We start from the raw sequence: 19,559 nt of genomic DNA on the forward strand, positions 1-19,559 counted from the left end.
ATTGAATTTTCCTTCTTCGTCACTCCTCCATCATATTTTAGAAAAAATCCTTCTGTTGAAATAACTCCCCCACTCATAGGTAGAGGTATCATCCCGACATGACGTCCACTTATCCCAATAGATACTTAAATTTATTTAGTTTTACTCCTTCATGCGTTGAAAACTAATCTCAAAAAATCCTAATAAATACAGACCCTAAACCCATTACTATATTTTTACCCAACTAAAGGGGACGTGATCGACGATGATGCATCGAACTGTTTAAGGTTATTGATACCAGATGGAAAAGTTCCCCCCATTTTTAAACGGGGGCCTAAGTAAAAAAGGTTAGCACCCATGAGGGATGCTAACCTTTTTAGCAACGTTTTAAACGTTTAATTATAATTTAACAACGTTAGAAGCTTGAGCTCCACGGTTTCCTTCAACGATTTCGAAAGAAACGTTTTGTCCTTCTTCTAAAGTTTTGAATCCTTCTCCTGTAATTGCTGAATAATGTACGAATACATCGTCTCCACCTTCAACTGAAATGAATCCAAATCCTTTTTCTGCGTTAAACCATTTAACTGTTCCTGTCATTATCTGATACCTCCAAAAAAACTTCAAAATTTAATACTTAATGCAATTTTGTTCCCCACACAATTCCCCTTCGTTATAAACCCCAAGAAACTCAATTAATTTGATGCTGTGAAAAATACCAAAAGAACTATTAAGCATAGTTAAACTATACCATATTTTTTCAAGATAGGCAACCTTAATATATAATATTTACGTGTTTTAAGGGCTATCCTTCCTCTTGATTTCTTTAAAAAATTAATTTACATCCTCCTATTTTGCATGATATAGTAATGTTTGACAAAAATCAATTTTTTAAGATATTATTTGTGCTTTTTAGACATGATATAAATAGAGTTCTATTGAAAAAGGAGTGATGAGCGTGAAAAAGGCCCGCCAGGCAACGCTAGTTGAAGCACTAATCCCGATTATCTTTTTAATTATTATTTTAGGTTTATCCTTAACCCTCTTTAAAGTGGACCCTCAAATCCCGCTCTTACTTGGAACGGTCGTTGCGGCCCTCATTGGTGTTTATCGACTCGGTTTTAAGTGGGAAGAGCTTGAAAACGGAATTATTCAAACCATTACGATGGCGGTTCAGGCAATTTTAATTTTGCTAATTGTTGGAACCCTAATTGGAACTTGGATTTTAAGTGGTGTCGTTCCTTCGATGATTTATTGGGGGCTTAACATTTTATCGCCCAGTATTTTCCTAGTAGCCACCCTTCTCATTTGTTCAATCGTCGCGGTTTCAACAGGTTCTTCTTGGACAACAGCTGGAACGGTGGGGATTGCGCTCCTTGGAATTGGACAAACGCTTGGGATCAGTGCCCCTATTATTGCAGGGGCCATCATTTCTGGCGCTTATTTTGGAGACAAAATGTCACCGTTATCTGATACAACCAACTTAGCGCCCGCTATGGCCGGGGCCCATTTATTTGAACACATCAAGCATATGCTTTATACAACCGTCCCCGCCTACCTTATCTCGCTAGTTCTTTATGCGCTGATTGGAATTAATTTTGCGGGAAAAACCCTCGATACCGCACAAATTGATTTAATTCAAACGACGCTTTTAAACCATTTCCATACGTTATCCCCTATTCTTTTACTCGCTCCGATTTCGGTCATTGCCATGGTCATCTTAAAAGTCCCAGCATTACCAGCCCTATTAACGGGAACCGTTATCGGTGGTGTTTTAGCGATGATTTTTCAAGGGGCAAGTTTAGCCGATGTGATGTCAGCTATGCATTACGGCTATGAATCTCATACCGGGGTGCAATCCGTTGATGACTTACTAACCCGCGGTGGATTAAATAGTATGTTATGGACCGTTTCCCTTGTTCTTTGCGCCCTTTCTTTCGGCGGGGTGTTAGAAAAGACCGGGATGCTTGAAACCATTTCATCTCATATTCTAAAATTCGCTAAAGGGACCTTCGGTCTCGTTTTCGCAACCTTAATGACCTGTATCTTCACAAATATTGTGACCGGTGATCAATACTTAGCCATTGTAATGCCAGGACGCATGTATAAGGAAGAATATGAAAAACGCGATTTAGCAGCTAAAAATTTATCACGCGCGATTGAAGATAGTGCCACCGTTACCTCACCCTTAATTCCATGGACGACATGCGGTTCTTATATGCTAGCCACGCTTGGCTTAAATCCGATCGCCTTCTTACCTTTTGCCTTCTTCAACTTACTTTCTCCTATCATTTCTTTAATTTTAGCGGCAACAGGATGGAGCATGGAAAAGCGATCATCTCATCATTAATTTAAAAGACGTCTCCTAAAATAGAAGACGTCTTTTTTACTGTAAATAAACAAACGGATGAAAGCAACTCATCCCTGTAATAAGCCCTTTAAATTCCCAACCGACGCGAATAAAAGCTGTATCTGTTGGAATGGGATAGGTGACACAGATTCGCTTAAAATGGGTCTCAATCTCAGGAGCAACGTTTTGTACGTATATATCTAGACACGTGAGGTTTTCATTATAAAAGGCGACCTTATAATTAATTTCATCTAAGTCGTTCCCTCGAACAATGAGCCCCATCGTCAAATAGTTGCATCCTTGTGTTGCAATTTGTTCTGTATAGACTAAACGTTCATAATCTGGCATATTAAAGCTTAAACTCGCTAAGCGATCCCCCTCCCTCATCGCTTGATCAAAATGAAGTTTCCCTTCGGTTTTAAATAAGCGTGGGGATTGCTCCTCCCCTTCTAGCCACGAGCTATTCTCAATTCTGTTTTTCATTTCAACCCTCCTAAAAATTCATCACATACAGTTGATATACCTCTCCAAATGGCGTTTTATGAAATGAGTGAACGGTAAAACCGAGTCGAGTGTAAAGTCTTAGTGCCCGTTGATTAGTTGCAAAGACAAACAAGTTTAAACGTTTTAGAGGACCACTCGCAAAACAATCCTGAATGAATTGCCCTAACACCTTTGTTGCAATTTTTTGTCCCCAAAACTTCGGACAAACACCAATGCTTAGCCATGCCTCTTCTTTTGTTTCACTAAAATCCGTTAAACTCATAAAACCTGCCCATTGTTTCTCTTCCCCCACCTCAATTGAAAAATAGGCGGTCTTAGGGTCCAAAAGATTAGCCTCATACCAACTGCGAATTTGCTCCGGTGTTGTTGGCCAATCCGTTGTCTGCCCATATCCTGCTAAAAAGTGGGGATCTTGAGATAATTCCAATAGCCCCTTTAAATCTGATTTAGCCATCCGTCGATAACAAACCGTTATGGATTCCATCTTTTAAACTCCTTTTAACGTCCTTTTAAAAATAAAATGCGCAAATCTAAACAAATAAAAATAGTTAAGACTAAATTTAATACCCATAGGCCATAGCTTAAAAATAAAATAAACCCCGCATTAAACCAATAGGCAATGAAAAACTTATAGATAACAATTGCCACTAAAAGACCGATCACAATACTTCCAACAAGGGCAATTGGCGTTAAACATTTCGATAAAAACTGCATGTCGCCTAAAAAAATAAAATAGGCTAATCCGGCAAGCGCTGCCCCTGTAAATAAGAAATACAAAAGCCCGCCAAACCAGTAATTACAACAAAATTGCATTAAGACCTGTGAAAGCAAAAATAAGGATAGAACGCTCGCCGCACTCGCACAAAGGTAACATTCCTTCATCACTCGTCGTCCCTTTCCTAAATTAGAGTTTAAAAAGAGAGCCAAAACCCCAATAAGCGGGATGATGAGGGCCAAAACCTCTAAAAAGCCGACCTCAAAGCGCAAAAACAACATACAAATAAACGTTACGACAAAACAAAAGGCGTGAATCCCACAATGAAGTTGCAACGCCATTTGCCGTTGATACTGAATTGGATTTTTCATTCTCCTCCCCCCCCTATACGTTCGTCTACTAAAGTATATTCCACATCGAGGCAAATCATGAAAAATATCTCGAGTCAGACCGATGATTCCCCCTTTTTTGTCCTTCATCCTCACGTCAGTAAGATAGCCCTCCCTTATTTCCTCTGACCTTAACCAACGTTTAAAAAAATTAAACTCCCACAGACACTTCTTTTAAACTTGCATGTGATTCTTAAATTTCAACGTTTATCGCACCAAAGAAAAAGACCGTTAAGAACGGTCATCGTTTGGCGTCACCTCTGTTGACTTTTGGCGAGTAACAACTCCATAAACAGCCGCAATGGTCATTAAAGCGAGCGTTCCATATCCCATCGTTTTCTTGTGGCGCTCCACGAGGGCCGCTTGTCCTTGTTGATCGCATCCCTCCATTTTAATCGTCAATTCCTTTAATAGCTCAATCAACTCTAATTTCAATTCCTGAGCGACATCATCCCGCTTAATTAACTTCATGATTGCTTTCGATAATTTATAATAATATTTTTTTGTCTGCTTCGCCGATTTTGTTAACTGCTTCACTGTTTTTTGTGTCGACTTAAACACTAACTTGTTTTGCTTCACTAAATAAGGAATTCGTTGAACGGCATCCTCATAAAGCTCGGGATCGACTTCTCGTAATTGTGTTAACAGTTCCCATAACTCACTTTCTTCTAATTCTTTCCATTCTTCTTGCATGGGTGGCGTCGCTGTCACTAACATTTTCTCTGTCATCATTCGTCATTCCTTTTCTATCAGCATCTTTTTCTTTATTTTACCACATTTTTTGCCTCGTTTAGAGAGAGTTTGGACTTTTTTAGGAAAATAACAACCGATTCCTAACGGTCTACGCATTCTTCAATAAACGAGCACGGAGGGCTAATAAATGTCGTTTTTTGTGTTATAATTTAAAATGAGGTGTTACAACATGAAACAATTAAAAATTTATTTTACATCAGATTTACACGGATACGTTTATCCGACAGATTATACGGATCGCACCGAAAAACCGATGGGGATGCTAAATATTGTGTCTAATTACAAAAAAGACGGGAATACCCTCATCATTGACGGTGGGGATACCATTCAAGGTTCGCCTTTTATGACCTATTTAAGTTCACGCCCCTTAACAGCCCACCCGGTGGCCCAAGTCATGAACGGAGGGGGATATGACTACATCACCCTTGGAAACCATGAATTTAACTATGGTTATGATTACTTAAAATCTTACTTAACTTCCCTTAACGCTAAATGCCTCTGTGCAAACATCGTTGATAAAACAGGGCAACTTCCCCTATTTTCATCAGACATTAAAGTGATGGAAAATGGATTAAAAGTAGGAATCATCGGATTTACCACTGATTTTATCCCCATCTGGGAAAAAGCGCACAACCTTGAAAACTTTGAAGTGCGTGATACCTTTTCATCGATTCAATCCATTCATGACGAACTCAAACCTCAAGTCGATCTTTTAATTGGAATCTACCATGGTGGATTTGAATATGACTTAGCGACGCACGAACAATTGAGTACATCATCTGAAAACATTGCCTATAAAATTTGTCAAGAACTTGCTTTTGACGTTCTTCTGACGGGGCATCAACATGTTCCATTAAAAGATCATGACTTATTCGGAACCCACGTGGTTCAGCCCCCACATAATGCCAGTCAATATGCGGAAATTATAGTTAAAAAAGACGATCAAACCGCTTCATTTAAAATTACCTCTGATTTAAAACCTGCTGGAGATACCCCTGATCCGACGCTTTATCAGGCATTAATGCCCCTTCAACAAAGCGTTCAAACCTGGCTAGATGAACCGGCAGGCTTCTTAAATCAGCCTTTACAACCCGATGAGCGAATTCAGATGGCAACTCAAGGTTCCCTTCTTGCAAACTTTATTAATCAGATTCAGCTCGAGGTCTCTGATGCGGATCTCTCTTGTACCTCTTTTGCTAATGTCGTTAAAGGGTTTAACGAACGCGTGACAGTTCGCGATATTGTTTCAACCTATGTGTATCCAAATACACTCGTTGTTCTTGAAGTGACGGGGGCCATTTTAAAAGAAGCGCTTGAAGTCTGTGCCTCTTATATTCATTACGAAAACAATGAATTATCCGTTGCCCGTCGCTTTTTACAGCCGAAGGTGGCTCACTACAACTATGACTTCTTCTCGAACGTCTTTTATACGTTTGACTTAACTCAACCGGTTGGATCACGTGTCGTGTCAATGCGTGTCCATGATCAAGAAGTTCAACCTCATGATTCCTTCAGTCTCGTGATGAACAATTACCGTGCGAGTGGCGTCGGGGGTTACGAGTGCCTACGCGGTTGCAAAGTCTTAAAAGAAATCCCAATCGAAATGACGGAAATTATTATTAATTATTTTATGAAACATTCACATGTAACAGTTGATGACCGTTCTTTTATCCACATTATAAAATAGAAAAACAGCTCCATGAGCTGTTTTTCTATTTTCCTCACCTTACTAAATTTGTTGATTTTTGGTTTAGTTTTTTGTAAAATGGTTATTATTTAACTATAGCTTTCTATTTTTGTCTTCAAAAGGAGAATACGATGAAACGAGAAACAAAACTTTATTTATTAGGCGGAATCGCCTTGCTTATTGGAGTATGCTTACTATTCTTCAACCAAAAATCACCTTCGGTTGAGGAAATCGATCATACTATGTCTCATCAACACCAGATTGACCAAACGCTTAGTGAGACATTAAAAAACACGACCTATACATTTGAATCCCCTTATGTTAGCTTAAATCCCTACGGCAATGCACCGCTTTCTGCCTTAATTGCCTTTCATACCGACGAAGCCCAACCGGTGACCTTGACCGTTAAAGGGAAGGATGAACAAACAACGTTCACCCATACCTTTGATGCAACAACCTCCCATTTAATTCCAGTTTATGGGCTATATGCAGATACGTTAAATCAAGTTACCTTAACGCTCGGCGAGGAAAAAACACAAACCATTGAACTTCAAACTGATCCCCTTCCTGCTGATTTCCCCCTACCAACCCATACGTCTGCCGATCGTCAACAATTAGGGAATGACCTTTATTTTCTGACCCCTGCTTCTACTGGCTATACGGCTGCCTACGACATAAACGGGGATGTTCGTTGGTTCTTAACAACTAAAAATATTTGGGAGGTATCTCGTCTTAATAATGGGCATCTCCTATTAAGTGCCGATCGAACAAGCGCTCCTCCTTACTATATGACGGGACTTGTTGAAATGGATTTGATCGGAAAAATTTATGTTGACTATCAATTACCCGGAGGCTACCATCATGACGCCATTGAATTACCCAACGGAAACTTTTTAGTTGCTACCAATACACCGCATGCATTAACCGTTGAAGATGCAATTGTCGAAGTTGATCGTCAAACGGGAGAAATCATTAAAACATGGGATTTAACAAAAATCTTACCGATGGAAGCCGCTAAAAGCGAAAACTGGACGAAAGAAGATTGGTTCCATAATAATTCGGTAGCCTATGATGAAGCCAACCGTGCCATCGTTTTATCGGGACGTCACCAAGATGCAGTGGTCTATTTGGATTACGACACAGGGGAGCTAAAGTGGATTGTTGGTGATCCTACGGGTTGGCCAGATGACATGCAATCTTACTTCTTTACCCCTATCGGTGATGATTTTGAATGGCAGTGGTCGCAACACTCCGCTAAAATTCTAGCCAATGGAGATTTAGCCCTATTTGATAACGGAAATAACCGTTCAAAAGATCCGTTCACCTATCTCCCTGCTCCGAACAATTACTCACGGGGCGTTGTCTACCATCTCAATCCTCAGGACATGACGATTGAACAAACCTTTCAATTTGGAAAAGAGCGTGGAAGTGAATTTTACTCCCCTTATATCTCTGAAATCGACGAGTTAGAAACCGATCATTACCTCGTTCATTCAGGAGGAATTGGTTCAGTTAACGGGGTGGCGACGAACCAACCGGCCTTCTTCTATGATCACCCGACACTTTCAAGTCAAACCGTAGAAGTTAAAAATGGAGAAACCATTTTCGAACTCACTTTACCGGCCCACTTTTATAGAGCATCAAAAATGAGTCTTTATCCACCCCATCTTAGCTACTCCCTTACACCTGGAGAAATACGCGGAACTTTAGGAGAAACACCAACCCTTCCTATTAAAGTAAAACATCTCAATCAGGCTAATGCTCTAACCGATGACACTTATGCAATTAAACTATCTAAAGAACCTGATCGTCTTATTTTTACAGGGGACTTCCATGAAGGGCAAAAGGTGAAACTCATTTTAAATAAACTTGGAGAACAGAAGGTCTATGATATTCGAGTATCTAGCAAAGCTTACTCAGCCATGTGTGTCGATTTATTTGATAAAGAGCAGATTAAGGACAACGATCGATTAAGCGTCACTAAGTATATTAACGCAGCGGGATTATCAGGAACCTATGAACTTTACCTTGAAATTGATGGCACCCTTTATACGCTCCATCAATCTGTTACCTTCTAATCTTGCCATCAAAAAAACCAACTCCTCATAATGAAGAGTTGGTTTTTTGTTTGTCATGGACATTAATTAAGCATTTGTCGTTGCGACGCGACGTTTTTTCGCTCGACGAACACGGCGACGTGTCTGATTAATTAATCGTAACACCCATTTTAAAATTTCATTAAATAAAACAACGGTTGAACCTACTGCTACGATTTTAAGCCACATCACGGCACTTAATGGAACCGTATGGAAGAAACCTCCTGCTAATTGCGTCACAATCACCTGAATAATGAATGTTCCGGCTAAAATTAACAAGGCAATTTTATTTTTTAAGAAGTTTTTGAAAATGCTCACTAATCCAAATTCACGGCAATTAAGGGCATTAAATAAAACTAAACTTACAAATAAACTAAAAATCACCGTTTGTCCTTCGCTTGCTCCATGTGTGACATGATCTAAATTAGCTCCTAAGAAGTTGTATTTCAACTGAGCGAGCAACACTAGGATCATAAAGATACTATTCATAACAATCGTATTAATCATTAAACGATTGATAATACTTGCATTTTTAGACGTTGGTTTACGCTTCATCACCGTTTGACGGACAGGCTCTAATCCTAACGCTAGCGCCGGTGGACCATCCATAATAATATTTACCCACAGTAAGTGAATCGTTGTAAATGGCAACGGTTGGTCTAATAATTGCGAAATAATCGTCAGTAAGAAAGCAATAATATTAACAGTTAAAGTGAATTGTAAGTAGCGTTGGAAATTATTATAAATTCCACGTCCCCACTTGATCGCCTCAACAATCGTATTAAAACTATCATCCGTTAAAATAATGTCTGCTGCATTTCGACTAACTTCTGTTCCGGCAATTCCCATAGCGATTCCGACATCCGCCTTCGTTAATGCGGGAGCATCATTGATTCCATCACCTGTGACGGCAACAACCTCTCCATTCTCTTGAAGAGCAGAAACGATACGCATCTTTGTATTTGGCATCGATCTTGCCACAATAGCGATACTCTTTACCTCTTCGCGTAATTGCTCATCCGTTAATCCATCGATATAACTTGCCTCAACTGCTCGTTTATCCGGCGTTAAGATTCCAATTTCATTTCCAATTGCAATTGCTGTATGGATATTATCCCCCGTTAAAATCTTTGTTTCAATTCTTGCATCACGTGCGCATTCAATTGACTCCTTTACCCCTTCGCGTAATGGATCATTAATTCCGACAAACCCTTGGAACGTCAGTTGATGGAACCATTGTTTTTTATTCATGAAGTCCTCTTTACGCGTTGTTTCCGCTGATGCAAATGCAATAATACGCATTGCATTCGATTGAAGTTCTTTCATCTGATCTAATATTGCCTGCTCACGCACTTTTGTTAACGGACGAATTTTCCCGTCTACTAATTCACTCTTACATTGTTTTAAAATAACCTCCGGTGCACCTTTTGATAAAATATGATAACTCATCGAATGTTTGGTCACCGTTAACATATATTTATTTGAAGAAGCAAATGGAATTTGATACACAATATTTGCTTTTTCACGCACATGTTGATAACTTGGGTTATTCACCATGGCAATGATTGCTCCTTCAGTTGGATTCCCTAAATAATTATGATGTGTTCCATTGAACTCAACTTCAGCAGAACTATTCACTAAACAGTTCTCTACAAGTAATGGATAGTCATTCACTTCTTTAAATAGCGTTTCATGACCGTTGGCAAATAATTTTCCAACCTTCATTTTATTTTCTGTTAATGTTCCTGTTTTATCGCTACAAATCACACTAACAGAACCAATCGTTTCACAAGCCTCTTTTTTACGAATTAAGACGTTGATTTTCGCCATTTTCGCCATTGTCATAGCTAATGTAATATTAACCATCGTCGGTAATCCCTCCGGTACTGCCGCAACAATTAATCCTACACAGACAATAAAGGCTGTCTTAATACTTGGAAACACAAAGTGAACCTCTTTTAATGAATCAATAAAGGCACCAAAACTTGAAAACTCTAATTGAATATGACTATCCTTTAAAATTTGGATTAACATATAGACAAATAGAATCGCCGCAACCCCTGAGGAAATCGACGAAATAATCTGCCCAAGCTTTCCTAATTTTAATTGAAGTGGCGTCATCTGTTCCTCTTGATTGAGATCTTTAGCAATTGCCCCCATCTCGGTTTGATCCCCGATTTTAACAATTTGAATAAGTCCCTGTCCATTTCCGACCAGAGTCCCTCCATAAACTAAATCCTCTTTGTCCTTCTTAACTTGATCTACTTCACCCGTTAACATATCTTCACGTAATTTTAAATCTGTTGACTCAAGGACAACCCCATCGGCTGGAACCATATCCCCTGTTTCCAAATAAACAAGGTCATTTGGAACAATATCTGTTTTACGAACCTTTTGTTTCTTTCCATCGCGTAAAACAGTGACTAATACATCCTCTGTCATCTTCGCCAATGACTCTGCCGCCTTTTTCGAGCGTCCCTCTGTTACACGCCCGATAATAATTCCTAGCAACACGGCCATGCAAATCCCAATACCGTCTTGATACTCACCGACTAGAAAACTAAGTCCACTGGCAATAATTAAAATCACCATTAACGGCTCTTTAAATACATCAAATAACTCCCAAAATAGGCCACGCTCTTTTGGCTTTGTAAATTCATTTGCACCATGTTGCGATCGTAATGCTTCGATTTCTTGTTTCGTTAAACCTGTCTTCAAATCTGTAACAACAATGTTAGCTGATTCTGCGATGTTAGCTGATTTTGCTTCATTTGCCAAATGTTTAATGACCGACACCTTCTTTCTTTTTGTTTATACAATTCACTCTATGTCATTACCTCGATGATTAGAACAAAAAAACTTCTCCTGAGAGAAGTTTTTTTATTCGGTTTGTAAAAATGAACGAACTAATTTAACAATCATTGCCGTCGCTACTTTATTTTGATGGACCGTATCAATCGTGAGTTGAAGCCCCGCATCGTTTGAAATGTCTTCCCACGATTTTCTTAAAACATAATGTTTAAATGACGGCATAAAATACGCAAATGGTGAACGAACGACTGAACGCTTCGTTTCCGGACGACTTTTCTGTAAATAGTTCAACTGACATTCATTAAGTGGAAGGTAAGTCACTCCATGAATCTTCGCCACTTTATAAATATCGTGACTATACGCAACCGCTGTTTTAAAAGCAACAGAATTTTCATCTTCGCTAATAAGTGGTAATGATAAAATAGCAATTTTTGCCTCTGTTCGTTGCCGCAATTCCCATAACAATTGATTTAAATTACGTATAAACCAATCCTCCGTCGGTTTTTGAGGTAAATGTTTTTTTAATTCAAAGTGAATTTCATTTGACTTACTTAAGCGCGCCAAAATATCATTCGTTCCAATCAAAATAATAATATAATCGGGATGCGTATCAATCACTTCCCCCATCCGATGCAAGGCATTATAAACTAAATCCCCATTGACCCCTGCATTAATAAACTCGTATCCTTCTGAACCTAATTCCTTAGCTAAATCGTCTACAAAATTATGCGCCATCGTCCCCTGAGTATGGCTATCCCCCAAACAGGCAACGATTTTTTTATAATTCCCTTCCTCTTTAAAACGATCTGCCCTATTTTTTGGACGACGGCTAAAGCGATAAATCGTATATCCTGCACTCGTGATCGCCAAAGTTCCAAAGGCACCTAGCAACCATTTTGATCTTTTTTTCATCAACCTTTTGTTCTCCTTTCCTGACCGTTCTTCTATGACTCCTATGATATCGAAAATTGGACCGGGAATAAAGTCCCTTTTTAATAAAAATTAATCCTTAACCTGATTCAGTAGTTGAGTCTTAAGCTCTTGTTCATGTGATAAATGAATGCCTATATGGCCAACCCCTAATAAAAAAGTTGCAAAACCTAAAACGAGCGCACGTCCATATAAAGCCAAGCATAAAAACGAAAGGATAGGAAAAGTTGCTCCTGGCACTCGAACCCCCACTAATGGGCGATAAAAATCAATTAAATTTCGATCACTTCGAAAATATCGAACCCAAAACCACTCATACAAAAAAATAAAGCAACTAGCTAAGATAAGCCACCAACACCGATTGGACCATCCGTGCCAATTTAAATTCCCATCGATAAGAAGAGCTATTGTCGTTAAGACCTGCCCAAGCTGTTCACACGTTTGTAACCAACGATTCTCCCTTTCTGCCGTATCATCTTTTGGCTTTTTAAAACACCAGCAGGCATTCGGAATCAATACCAACAATAAAAATAACACACCAAGCGATGAAAAACTAAAATTCCCCATTTAACTTCCCCCTTCCTCTCTATTTTATTGTAATCCATAAAAAAAATCCTAGACGGCCTAGGATTCTTTTAAACTATTTTAGTCGATTTACATTTTTCACAAATTCCTTTGAAGGTCATTTCACATTTTGAAACATCAACTCCCGTTGATTGCTCCACGACCGAGTCAATTCCATACAATTCAGGAATAAATAAATCCTTTACTTCACCGCATTCTAAACAAATAAAGTGAAAGTGATCCTCTAATGTTCCATCAAAACGATCCGGATAACCTGGGATACTCACTTTTTTTATCATGTCATGCTCTGCTAACTGAGATAAATTGCGATAGACCGTTCCTAAACTTAAATTTGGATGATCTTTTTTTAACATTTCATAAATAGCATCCGCCGTTAAGTGACAAGGATTATCCTTCACACAGTTATGAATCATTTCACGCTGTTTAGAGTATTTCATCTCCATCACCCCTTTTTTTATAAATTATAATAATAATGATTACTACTTAAATTGTAGATGCTATTTTTAAATTTGTCAAATCACTTGCTTTGAGACATTATTAACTCTATTTTCTGTTGCCGCGTCATCTTTTTTATCTGATATTCCCGCTGACAAGCCTCTTTCCGTGTTTCATAACTTGCTTGATAACATAAGGTCACCGGCCGTCGAGCCCGCGTATACTTCGCCCCCTTAGGTGATTCATTATGTTCTTTCAACCGACGCTTGACATCCGTTGTATATCCCGTATAATAAGTCCCATCAGAGCACTCAACGATATAAACCCAGTGCATGAATCCCTTCCTTTCATCAAACATTAACCAATGCCTTTAATTATACCACGCCTTTCTTTATTAAAAAAGATAGTTTTCTACAATAATCGACATTGTTTTTAGGTTAGGGGCAAGACAGGTTTGTTTCTACAACTTTGACTACTCTGATAATAGTAAACACCCAGCTTTTCGCACCATTCAAAATGAGGAGGAGACTTAAATGAGCTCAACAATTCAAATCTCTATCGCTAAGCCTGAAGACGCTTTAGAATTACTTCATATCTATACTTATTATATTCTACATACAGCGATTACATGCGAATGTCATCTTCCATCCGTAGAAGATTTTTATACCCGAATTCAACAAACCTTAGTAGCTTATCCCTATCTGATCATCAAACAGAAAGATGAAATTTTAGGATTTGCCTATACGAGTCCCTTTAATAAACGTGAAGCTTGTCAATGGGCGGTAGAAACAAGTATCTACCTTAAACCCAATCTCCAACAACGCGGACTCGGAACCCTTCTTTATGAAAAAATTGAACAGATTTCTCGAGCACAAAACATCACTTATTTAAATGCTTGTCTCACGTATACGGATCAAGAAGATAAGCGACTCCCAAAAACGAGTTATTATTTTCACCTACACCGTGGCTTTAAACAAGTAGCTCATTTTCATGACCATGCCTATAAATTTCATGACTGGTACGACATCATCTGGATGGAAAAAATGATTGCCACCCCGACTACTCCTCCAACACCATTTATTCCATTTAATAAATTAGATCCAACTGTCATTGACGCGATATTAATGTCAAAATAAAAAAAATAAAAAGGGAATCCCCTTTTTATTTTTTTATCATTTTATTTTTTATGTTCCGAATGAGGTGATTTCCGATATTTTTCAAAGGCCCGATTAGCATCCCAATGAACGTCTTTAAACGCTAGAATCAACCATAAAATAAATGCTACCAGCCCAAAATAGGGTGAAATAAAATAGGATAACACGGCACCCATACTCAAAATAATCGCCCAAATCCATAATAAACGAGCTTGATCGCTTACTAACTTCCGTTTATCATACATGTCCCGCTTAGACTTTGGCCAGGTATTAAATCCACTAATTAATATGGCACCCTTTTCACCTAGTAACATTAAAAGTAGTGCTAAAAGGAAAAATAGCCCCGCTAACGACAAACAACTATAAAAAGCTACTCCATCCATATTCATTACCTCGTCCACCTTTCCTTTGTCAACCACTAAACCCACTAGCGCCCGAGTGACGATATAAGGACACCAAGTGCCATAAAACTTTACCACCAACATCTTATAAACTGAAACGGCCGATTCACTTAATGTCCCAAAAGGTATCTATTACGGCATCCCCCTTCCACGCGCTCTCATGATAAATGTTGACTTTTATCCACGATATAATCGATTAATGTTTCTGTCATTGGAATCGCGTCTGAAAGATAACAGTCAAACTGCTCATATTGATCAACTGTCCCCTCGACCTCCCCAAGTAAAAAGCGATATCGCTTTCCGTAGGAACGCGGAACATATAACAGTTGAATATATGAGCCAAAATGATTCCAGCCTTTAGCAACGACCACATAGTTCACTAATGCCCCGTCGCTTGCTTCGTAGGTTCCCATTTCGAGTTGTTTCAGTTCTGCGAGTTGATCTAAATATTCAATTAATAGCTTCACACGAACAAACCCTCTTCGTTGATGACGAATTGTCTCTAAGTCCTTCATCATCCCCCTCACATCCCTTCTTGCACCTTACCTTAATTATATGCAAGGATGAGGGTGGCATGACCTTCTCTGAAGAAAAAACTCTTTAACTAAGGCCGGATCCTGTATACAATTTTAAGATGATCCAGGTTTGCATCGCCATTAAAAAGGGAATCCAAACTTGAAACGATCGATGCTTTGTCTTATGCCGACAACTGTGCATCCCCGCATAAACGCCAAAACTCCCAAAGCAAAACGCGCACAAAAATAATGATCGCTCGCTTATTCTCCATTCCCCACGACAAGCTTTTCGCTTATCAATCGCCATGAGGGCATATCCTAAACAGTTAACCGTAAGTAAAAAAATCCAACCCATGTATTAATCCTCCATCGTCACCTCTAGAAACTGGGCATCTAATAGTCGACTTAGAACCTGTGGATCGAGCTCTAATTGAAAACCGATTTTTCCGGCACTTACAATAAAGGTCGGAAGCGCCATCGCCGTCGAGTCGATAAGTGTCGGATAAGACTTCTTCATCCCAATAGGTGAACATCCACCTCGGATATAGCCCGTTAGTTTATTGATTTCGTTGACAGCAATGAGTTCAATTTTTTTCTCGTTGACCGCTTTAGCAGCCTTTTTTAAATCGAGCTCTTTAGCAACGGGGATGACAAACACATAAATAGCTTTACTCGCCCCTCTTGTCACCAATGTTTTAAAAACAACTTCTACGGGGCGGCCCACCTTCGCTGCCACGGAAATCCCATCGACAGCTCCATCTTTAACCTCGTAGGCCAGTACATCATAACCAATTTTGTGTTGGTCCAACCATCTCATCGCATTTGTTTTTACCTTTGACACTCTATTTCCTCCAATCTGTTTTCATTCTATCTATGAAACTATCTTTCATCTTTTTACAAACAGGCCCTTAATCTTAATAAAGGCGTTAAAAATCTCTCACCGATTGATTGCTACTTTTCTATTATATACCGAATATAAAAAAAACGCCTTCCTTTTATTTAAAGGATGGCATTTTTCTCTCATAATGTAGACGGATTATTGCCCGTTTTTCCAATCATTCGCGTACTCCTCGAAGAGCTCATTAATCGCCTGACCAATTTTAGTGTAATCAACGTCATTTAAATTAGCCAGTGACACACGAATCGACCAAGCAGGACCTTCAAACCCGCTCCCGTTTAATAGGACAATTCCATAGCGTCGTGCAAGGTCAAATAAAAATTCAAGCGCACTCCGTTCGTTTTTTAAATATGTCGCAAAAGATTCCCCGTACTTTAACTTCGCCCAGACAAGTAAATCATACTTATTATAATAAGCCGTATTTAATTCATTTTCTAAGTAAGGATAATCCTTTAACTCTTGATAAATTAACTGCTCGCGATGGCGACAAATCGCCTTCGTTTGCTCTTTATAGCGATTTTTTTCATCAAGCAATGCAAAAACTGAAAAAATAGCCATCTGAACCTGTTGAGGGGTTGATAGTCCCGCTGTATGATTTAACGCCACTTGACGACTATCTGCTACAAGACGGTCAATAAATGAGATCTCTTTCGGGTTAGTCGTTAACGCCTCATATCGTTCTACTAACTTTTCTTGTTCTTCCTTACTTAATTCTTTAATCAACTGATTATAAACATTCTCTTTTGCTAGTGCAATCAGACCTAAACGCCATCCTGTCACCCCAAAATATTTAGAGTAGGAATAAACACCTAGTGTATGATAAGGCATCGTAATCATCAATGACTTAAATCCATCGCAAAACGTTCCATAAACGTCATCTGTAACAATCATTAATTTAGGGTGATGCTTTGTTACGATTTCTTCTAAATACGCAAGCGTCTCCTCATTCATGGCGACGGCAGGTGGGTTACTTGGATTAACGACAAACGCTAACTTAATATCCGTATCCTTTAATTTATCTAACTCCTCTTTTGGATATTGCCACGTCGGTACCCCTTCCTCATTCACCGCCGAGGCATGAATGAACACCATTTCAAATTCATTTGATGGTAACGTTGCAATTTCAAGATAAGGAGTAAAAATAGGAACAAATAATGCAATCTTATCTTTTGGTTTTAATAAATAATTTGACTTTAACGAGTCGATGATATAACACATCGCTGCCGTTCCACCTTCAACGGCAAATAACTCATGCGTCGCTGTTTGAGAATCGCCCCCCATTTCCTTAATTAAATAGTCCTTCACCACACGCTCCGTTTGGACAAGCATACGATCAGGAACCGGATAATTATCACCAATAATCCCATCTACTAACTCAAATACCCATTCATCCGGATCAAATTGATGCACATCAATTCCATACTCTACAACCTGTTTTAATAAATCCATCCCATATTCATCCGGGTGCTTCGCAAGATAAGCCAAAAAGCGTTCATAGGCTCCCTCTTTTTGTGGCATTCCCGCCAAATCTCCTTCGCACCATGTTAATTGGGACTCAAGAACGGCAAATTGTCCTAGTGAAAAGAAGGCCTGCCTTGGTGTTGCCGCTGTCCAGTTCGGATTTCCACGTCCGGCATTTAAAATTTTCGGGGTCCCCAACTCCTTCGATTTCTGCGCCATTTTAATAAATTCATCCTTTAATTCAAATGGGCTTAACATCTTTACTTTTTCAATCAGTTGTTTCATCTCTGGTCGTTTTAACATTTTCTTTGCTGTCATCTTTTTATTCTGCCCCTTTATTCTCATCATATCCACCACACAATGCAACATCAATCGCATGATGAATATCCATTGTTTAATTCAATCTAGCATAACTAATTTATCATATTCTTAATAGAATGCAAACTATTTTAAATAAATATTCGACTTTTTTAGCAACAAAAAGGGACGCCTGACGCATCCCTTTCTTGCAAGTATCCCTTACTTATTCAGAACGTATTTTTTTGACGGCTAAGCATTCTGCAAAGCGCATCATTAATTCATCCATATCGATGTCACTTTCCTCAATTTTTAAACGTCCTTCAACATAGAATAACGTATTTTTATACACACGTTTCGGATCATTGACTGTAATATAACAATCATTTCCAAGATAATAGAATTGATCCAAATCATTATGCTCAATTAATCGCTTAAAAATCGGGCGTTGTTTATGTTCCTTCGTTAATGTCGCAATGGGTAACACGACAACAAATGGATACTTCTCATTATGGTTATACTGATCTTTTTGAATGACGATACATGGGCGTAATTTAATACCTGTTACAACTTCTAGATTTTCCGAACGGCGCTTCCCGGTCTCAGGTTCAAAAACCCCCTTAAATCCATCTGGTCGCTCAATAATACGATACAAATCCTCGTATTGTCCGTCCTTTTCAACAAACCGAAACGGTCTTCCCTGCGTATACGGTAAGGCAACATAAAAGATTTTCCCTCGATGAATATCTTTACTTTGAACAAGTCGAGGGAGCTCCATTATTCATCCTTCTTCACAGCATCTTCAAACTCTTTGACACCTGAACGATTTTCTTCTAGGTCAATAATATCAAACAAATTTTCCTCGAAGAAAGCCGCGACATCAAATTGTTGAAGAGGCGTTTTTTTTACGCTACGCGTACTTTTGGAAGACGTTTTTTCTTTTTGTAACATTCCTTTATTCCAGCCGTCTTTGCCTCGATTAACCATTGTTTCACCTCAAATCAGAGAGTTCCTAGCTTCTTATCCTACTTTAAAATAGCTACATTTTCTGCCTACTCTATCCTATTCAATAAAACCTTAATAATAATAGATCAACGCCTATTCTTCCGTTAAATTTTCAGTTAATCACATACATGAGGTGATTTACTTTAACAGAATTTCATTTATAATAGATCGCCTCTTGCAGCCATTTCAAAGCACCCTAAGGAAGAAGAATAAGTTTCTCCCCTACTACTATATGACGCCTTCACACTTAAGTTTTCATTTTGATAAAAAAAGGAGTTAGCCATGAAGGCTAACCCCTTACCGTTTTTTTTCATCACGGCAGATGAGTCCATAACTGAGGGCGCAACTTAGTACCGCAATAAAGACAACCCCTATCCGAATAGCGGGATTTGAAAGATGCGGAACCACTAGTCGGCAAATACCGATCAGTACTAACGCCAGTAGTGTCACTAAAAGATGAGGTTGATGTGTTTTTTTATACTGTTTAAAAAGGATAAAAAAGAACACGATCGCAACTAATAATTGTAAAATATGATTCATCGTAAACTCCTTCACTATTCAAATAAGACCTTCACATGGATGCGCTCAAACGTCCTT

22 protein-coding genes are annotated in these 19,559 nt (G+C 38.8%); 4 read left to right on the forward strand and 18 right to left on the reverse strand.

The window, feature by feature from the left end; translation table 11 throughout:
- Positions 1-378 precede the first annotated feature (378 nt).
- On the reverse strand, positions 379-579 hold the full coding sequence (cspD, locus tag AC6I0I_RS06375; protein WP_161832600.1) for a cold-shock protein CspD: 201 nt from the start codon (positions 577-579) through the stop codon (positions 379-381).
- Positions 580-934: 355 nt separating this feature from the next.
- On the opposite strand from cspD, the gene nhaC reads away from it, so the two are divergent.
- Positions 935-2,326, forward strand: a complete 1,392-nt coding sequence (nhaC, locus tag AC6I0I_RS06380) for a Na+/H+ antiporter NhaC (RefSeq protein WP_262953594.1) — start codon at positions 935-937, stop codon at positions 2,324-2,326.
- 36 nt (positions 2,327-2,362) lie between these two features.
- Here the strand turns inward: nhaC and AC6I0I_RS06385 are convergent, their stop codons facing one another.
- From AC6I0I_RS06385 to AC6I0I_RS06400, 4 genes are all read right to left on the reverse strand, one after another.
- The gene (locus AC6I0I_RS06385) at positions 2,363-2,809 is read right to left on the reverse strand and encodes a hypothetical protein (RefSeq protein WP_262953595.1); all 447 of its coding nucleotides are present in this window, start codon (positions 2,807-2,809) and stop codon (positions 2,363-2,365) included.
- Positions 2,810-2,819: 10 nt separating this feature from the next.
- Positions 2,820-3,314 carry a GNAT family N-acetyltransferase gene (locus AC6I0I_RS06390; RefSeq protein ID WP_262950595.1) on the reverse strand — a complete coding sequence of 165 codons (495 nt, stop codon included), beginning with the start codon at positions 3,312-3,314 and terminating at the stop codon, positions 2,820-2,822.
- Positions 3,315-3,328: 14 nt separating this feature from the next.
- Positions 3,329-3,916: a hypothetical protein gene (locus tag AC6I0I_RS06395; protein WP_161832584.1), complete on the reverse strand. Its 588-nt coding sequence runs from the start codon at positions 3,914-3,916 to the stop codon at positions 3,329-3,331.
- A gap of 249 nt (positions 3,917-4,165) precedes the next feature.
- A complete protein-coding gene (locus AC6I0I_RS06400; protein ID WP_237658975.1) occupies positions 4,166-4,663 on the reverse strand; it encodes a hypothetical protein in 498 nt (165 codons plus the stop codon).
- Between the two features lie 193 nt (positions 4,664-4,856).
- Here AC6I0I_RS06400 and AC6I0I_RS06405 point away from each other — a divergent pair, with 193 nt between their 5' ends.
- Together AC6I0I_RS06405 and AC6I0I_RS06410 are read left to right on the forward strand one after the other, a co-directional pair.
- Positions 4,857-6,374, forward strand: a complete 1,518-nt coding sequence (locus AC6I0I_RS06405; RefSeq protein ID WP_262950597.1) for a bifunctional metallophosphatase/5'-nucleotidase — start codon at positions 4,857-4,859, stop codon at positions 6,372-6,374.
- A 131-nt stretch (positions 6,375-6,505) separates the two neighbouring features.
- Positions 6,506-8,452 carry an aryl-sulfate sulfotransferase gene (locus AC6I0I_RS06410; RefSeq protein WP_161832586.1) on the forward strand — a complete coding sequence of 649 codons (1,947 nt, stop codon included), beginning with the start codon at positions 6,506-6,508 and terminating at the stop codon, positions 8,450-8,452.
- Between the two features lie 66 nt (positions 8,453-8,518).
- On the opposite strand, the gene AC6I0I_RS06415 is transcribed toward AC6I0I_RS06410, so the two are convergent.
- The 5 genes from AC6I0I_RS06415 to AC6I0I_RS06435 form a co-directional block, all read right to left on the reverse strand.
- Positions 8,519-11,266 carry a calcium-translocating P-type ATPase, PMCA-type gene (locus AC6I0I_RS06415; RefSeq protein ID WP_262953596.1) on the reverse strand — a complete coding sequence of 916 codons (2,748 nt, stop codon included), beginning with the start codon at positions 11,264-11,266 and terminating at the stop codon, positions 8,519-8,521.
- An 84-nt stretch (positions 11,267-11,350) separates the two neighbouring features.
- Complete coding sequence (locus AC6I0I_RS06420) at positions 11,351-12,193, reverse strand: SGNH/GDSL hydrolase family protein (RefSeq protein WP_161832587.1); 843 nt, start codon at positions 12,191-12,193, stop codon at positions 11,351-11,353.
- 90 nt (positions 12,194-12,283) lie between these two features.
- Positions 12,284-12,778 carry a hypothetical protein gene (locus tag AC6I0I_RS06425; RefSeq protein ID WP_161832588.1) on the reverse strand — a complete coding sequence of 165 codons (495 nt, stop codon included), beginning with the start codon at positions 12,776-12,778 and terminating at the stop codon, positions 12,284-12,286.
- Between the two features lie 68 nt (positions 12,779-12,846).
- A complete protein-coding gene (locus AC6I0I_RS06430) occupies positions 12,847-13,233 on the reverse strand; it encodes a Fur family transcriptional regulator (protein WP_161832589.1) in 387 nt (128 codons plus the stop codon).
- 80 nt (positions 13,234-13,313) lie between these two features.
- A complete protein-coding gene (locus AC6I0I_RS06435) occupies positions 13,314-13,565 on the reverse strand; it encodes a GIY-YIG nuclease family protein (protein WP_161832590.1) in 252 nt (83 codons plus the stop codon).
- Between the two features lie 199 nt (positions 13,566-13,764).
- On the opposite strand from AC6I0I_RS06435, the gene AC6I0I_RS06440 reads away from it, so the two are divergent.
- A complete protein-coding gene (locus AC6I0I_RS06440; RefSeq protein WP_161832591.1) occupies positions 13,765-14,367 on the forward strand; it encodes a GNAT family N-acetyltransferase in 603 nt (200 codons plus the stop codon).
- A 41-nt stretch (positions 14,368-14,408) separates the two neighbouring features.
- Here the strand turns inward: AC6I0I_RS06440 and AC6I0I_RS06445 are convergent, their stop codons facing one another.
- From AC6I0I_RS06445 to AC6I0I_RS06480, 8 genes are all read right to left on the reverse strand, one after another.
- Entirely contained in the window at positions 14,409-14,774 is a 366-nt protein-coding gene (locus AC6I0I_RS06445) for a DUF3784 domain-containing protein (RefSeq protein ID WP_161832592.1), read from the reverse strand.
- 170 nt (positions 14,775-14,944) lie between these two features.
- On the reverse strand, positions 14,945-15,304 hold the full coding sequence (locus tag AC6I0I_RS06450) for a hypothetical protein (RefSeq protein ID WP_161832593.1): 360 nt from the start codon (positions 15,302-15,304) through the stop codon (positions 14,945-14,947).
- Between the two features lie 82 nt (positions 15,305-15,386).
- A complete protein-coding gene (locus AC6I0I_RS06455) occupies positions 15,387-15,656 on the reverse strand; it encodes a DUF1294 domain-containing protein (protein ID WP_161832594.1) in 270 nt (89 codons plus the stop codon).
- Positions 15,657-15,659: 3 nt separating this feature from the next.
- Positions 15,660-16,142 (reverse strand): Cys-tRNA(Pro) deacylase, encoded by a 483-nt coding sequence (ybaK, locus tag AC6I0I_RS06460; protein ID WP_161832595.1) that lies wholly within the window; start codon positions 16,140-16,142, stop codon positions 15,660-15,662.
- Between the two features lie 195 nt (positions 16,143-16,337).
- Entirely contained in the window at positions 16,338-18,038 is a 1,701-nt protein-coding gene (gene aspD / locus AC6I0I_RS06465) for an aspartate 4-decarboxylase (protein ID WP_338505805.1), read from the reverse strand.
- Between the two features lie 145 nt (positions 18,039-18,183).
- Positions 18,184-18,735 (reverse strand): type II toxin-antitoxin system PemK/MazF family toxin, encoded by a 552-nt coding sequence (locus tag AC6I0I_RS06470; RefSeq protein ID WP_161832597.1) that lies wholly within the window; start codon positions 18,733-18,735, stop codon positions 18,184-18,186.
- Positions 18,735-18,944: a hypothetical protein gene (locus AC6I0I_RS06475; RefSeq protein WP_161832598.1), complete on the reverse strand. Its 210-nt coding sequence runs from the start codon at positions 18,942-18,944 to the stop codon at positions 18,735-18,737. The genes AC6I0I_RS06470 and AC6I0I_RS06475 overlap by 1 nt, the downstream gene beginning before the upstream one ends.
- A 315-nt stretch (positions 18,945-19,259) precedes the next feature.
- On the reverse strand, positions 19,260-19,502 hold the full coding sequence (locus tag AC6I0I_RS06480) for a hypothetical protein (protein WP_161832599.1): 243 nt from the start codon (positions 19,500-19,502) through the stop codon (positions 19,260-19,262).
- Positions 19,503-19,559: the final 57 nt, after the last annotated feature.

The organism is Turicibacter sp. St.80E1 (genome assembly GCF_059728495.1).

Bases quoted from the DNA above. Each gene is read 5' to 3' on its own strand.
- AC6I0I_RS06385 (WP_262953595.1), bottom strand. From the start codon at position 2,809: ATGAAAAACAGAATTGAGAATAGCTCGTGGCTAGAAGGGGAGGAGCAA.
- AC6I0I_RS06390 (WP_262950595.1), bottom strand. From the start codon at position 3,314: ATGGAATCCATAACGGTTTGTTATCGACGGATGGCTAAATCAGATTTA.
- AC6I0I_RS06395 (WP_161832584.1), bottom strand. From the start codon at position 3,916: ATGAAAAATCCAATTCAGTATCAACGGCAAATGGCGTTGCAACTTCAT.
- AC6I0I_RS06400 (WP_237658975.1), bottom strand. From the start codon at position 4,663: ATGACAGAGAAAATGTTAGTGACAGCGACGCCACCCATGCAAGAAGAA.
- AC6I0I_RS06405 (WP_262950597.1), top strand. From the start codon at position 4,857: ATGAAACAATTAAAAATTTATTTTACATCAGATTTACACGGATACGTT.
- AC6I0I_RS06410 (WP_161832586.1), top strand. From the start codon at position 6,506: ATGAAACGAGAAACAAAACTTTATTTATTAGGCGGAATCGCCTTGCTT.
- AC6I0I_RS06420 (WP_161832587.1), bottom strand. From the start codon at position 12,193: ATGAAAAAAAGATCAAAATGGTTGCTAGGTGCCTTTGGAACTTTGGCG.
- AC6I0I_RS06425 (WP_161832588.1), bottom strand. From the start codon at position 12,778: ATGGGGAATTTTAGTTTTTCATCGCTTGGTGTGTTATTTTTATTGTTG.
- AC6I0I_RS06430 (WP_161832589.1), bottom strand. From the start codon at position 13,233: ATGAAATACTCTAAACAGCGTGAAATGATTCATAACTGTGTGAAGGAT.
- AC6I0I_RS06435 (WP_161832590.1), bottom strand. From the start codon at position 13,565: ATGCACTGGGTTTATATCGTTGAGTGCTCTGATGGGACTTATTATACG.
- AC6I0I_RS06440 (WP_161832591.1), top strand. From the start codon at position 13,765: ATGAGCTCAACAATTCAAATCTCTATCGCTAAGCCTGAAGACGCTTTA.
- AC6I0I_RS06445 (WP_161832592.1), bottom strand. From the start codon at position 14,774: ATGAATATGGATGGAGTAGCTTTTTATAGTTGTTTGTCGTTAGCGGGG.
- AC6I0I_RS06450 (WP_161832593.1), bottom strand. From the start codon at position 15,304: ATGATGAAGGACTTAGAGACAATTCGTCATCAACGAAGAGGGTTTGTT.
- AC6I0I_RS06455 (WP_161832594.1), bottom strand. From the start codon at position 15,656: ATGGGTTGGATTTTTTTACTTACGGTTAACTGTTTAGGATATGCCCTC.
- aspD (WP_338505805.1), bottom strand. From the start codon at position 18,038: ATGCGATTGATGTTGCATTGTGTGGTGGATATGATGAGAATAAAGGGG.
- AC6I0I_RS06470 (WP_161832597.1), bottom strand. From the start codon at position 18,735: ATGGAGCTCCCTCGACTTGTTCAAAGTAAAGATATTCATCGAGGGAAA.
- AC6I0I_RS06475 (WP_161832598.1), bottom strand. From the start codon at position 18,944: ATGGTTAATCGAGGCAAAGACGGCTGGAATAAAGGAATGTTACAAAAA.
- AC6I0I_RS06480 (WP_161832599.1), bottom strand. From the start codon at position 19,502: ATGAATCATATTTTACAATTATTAGTTGCGATCGTGTTCTTTTTTATC.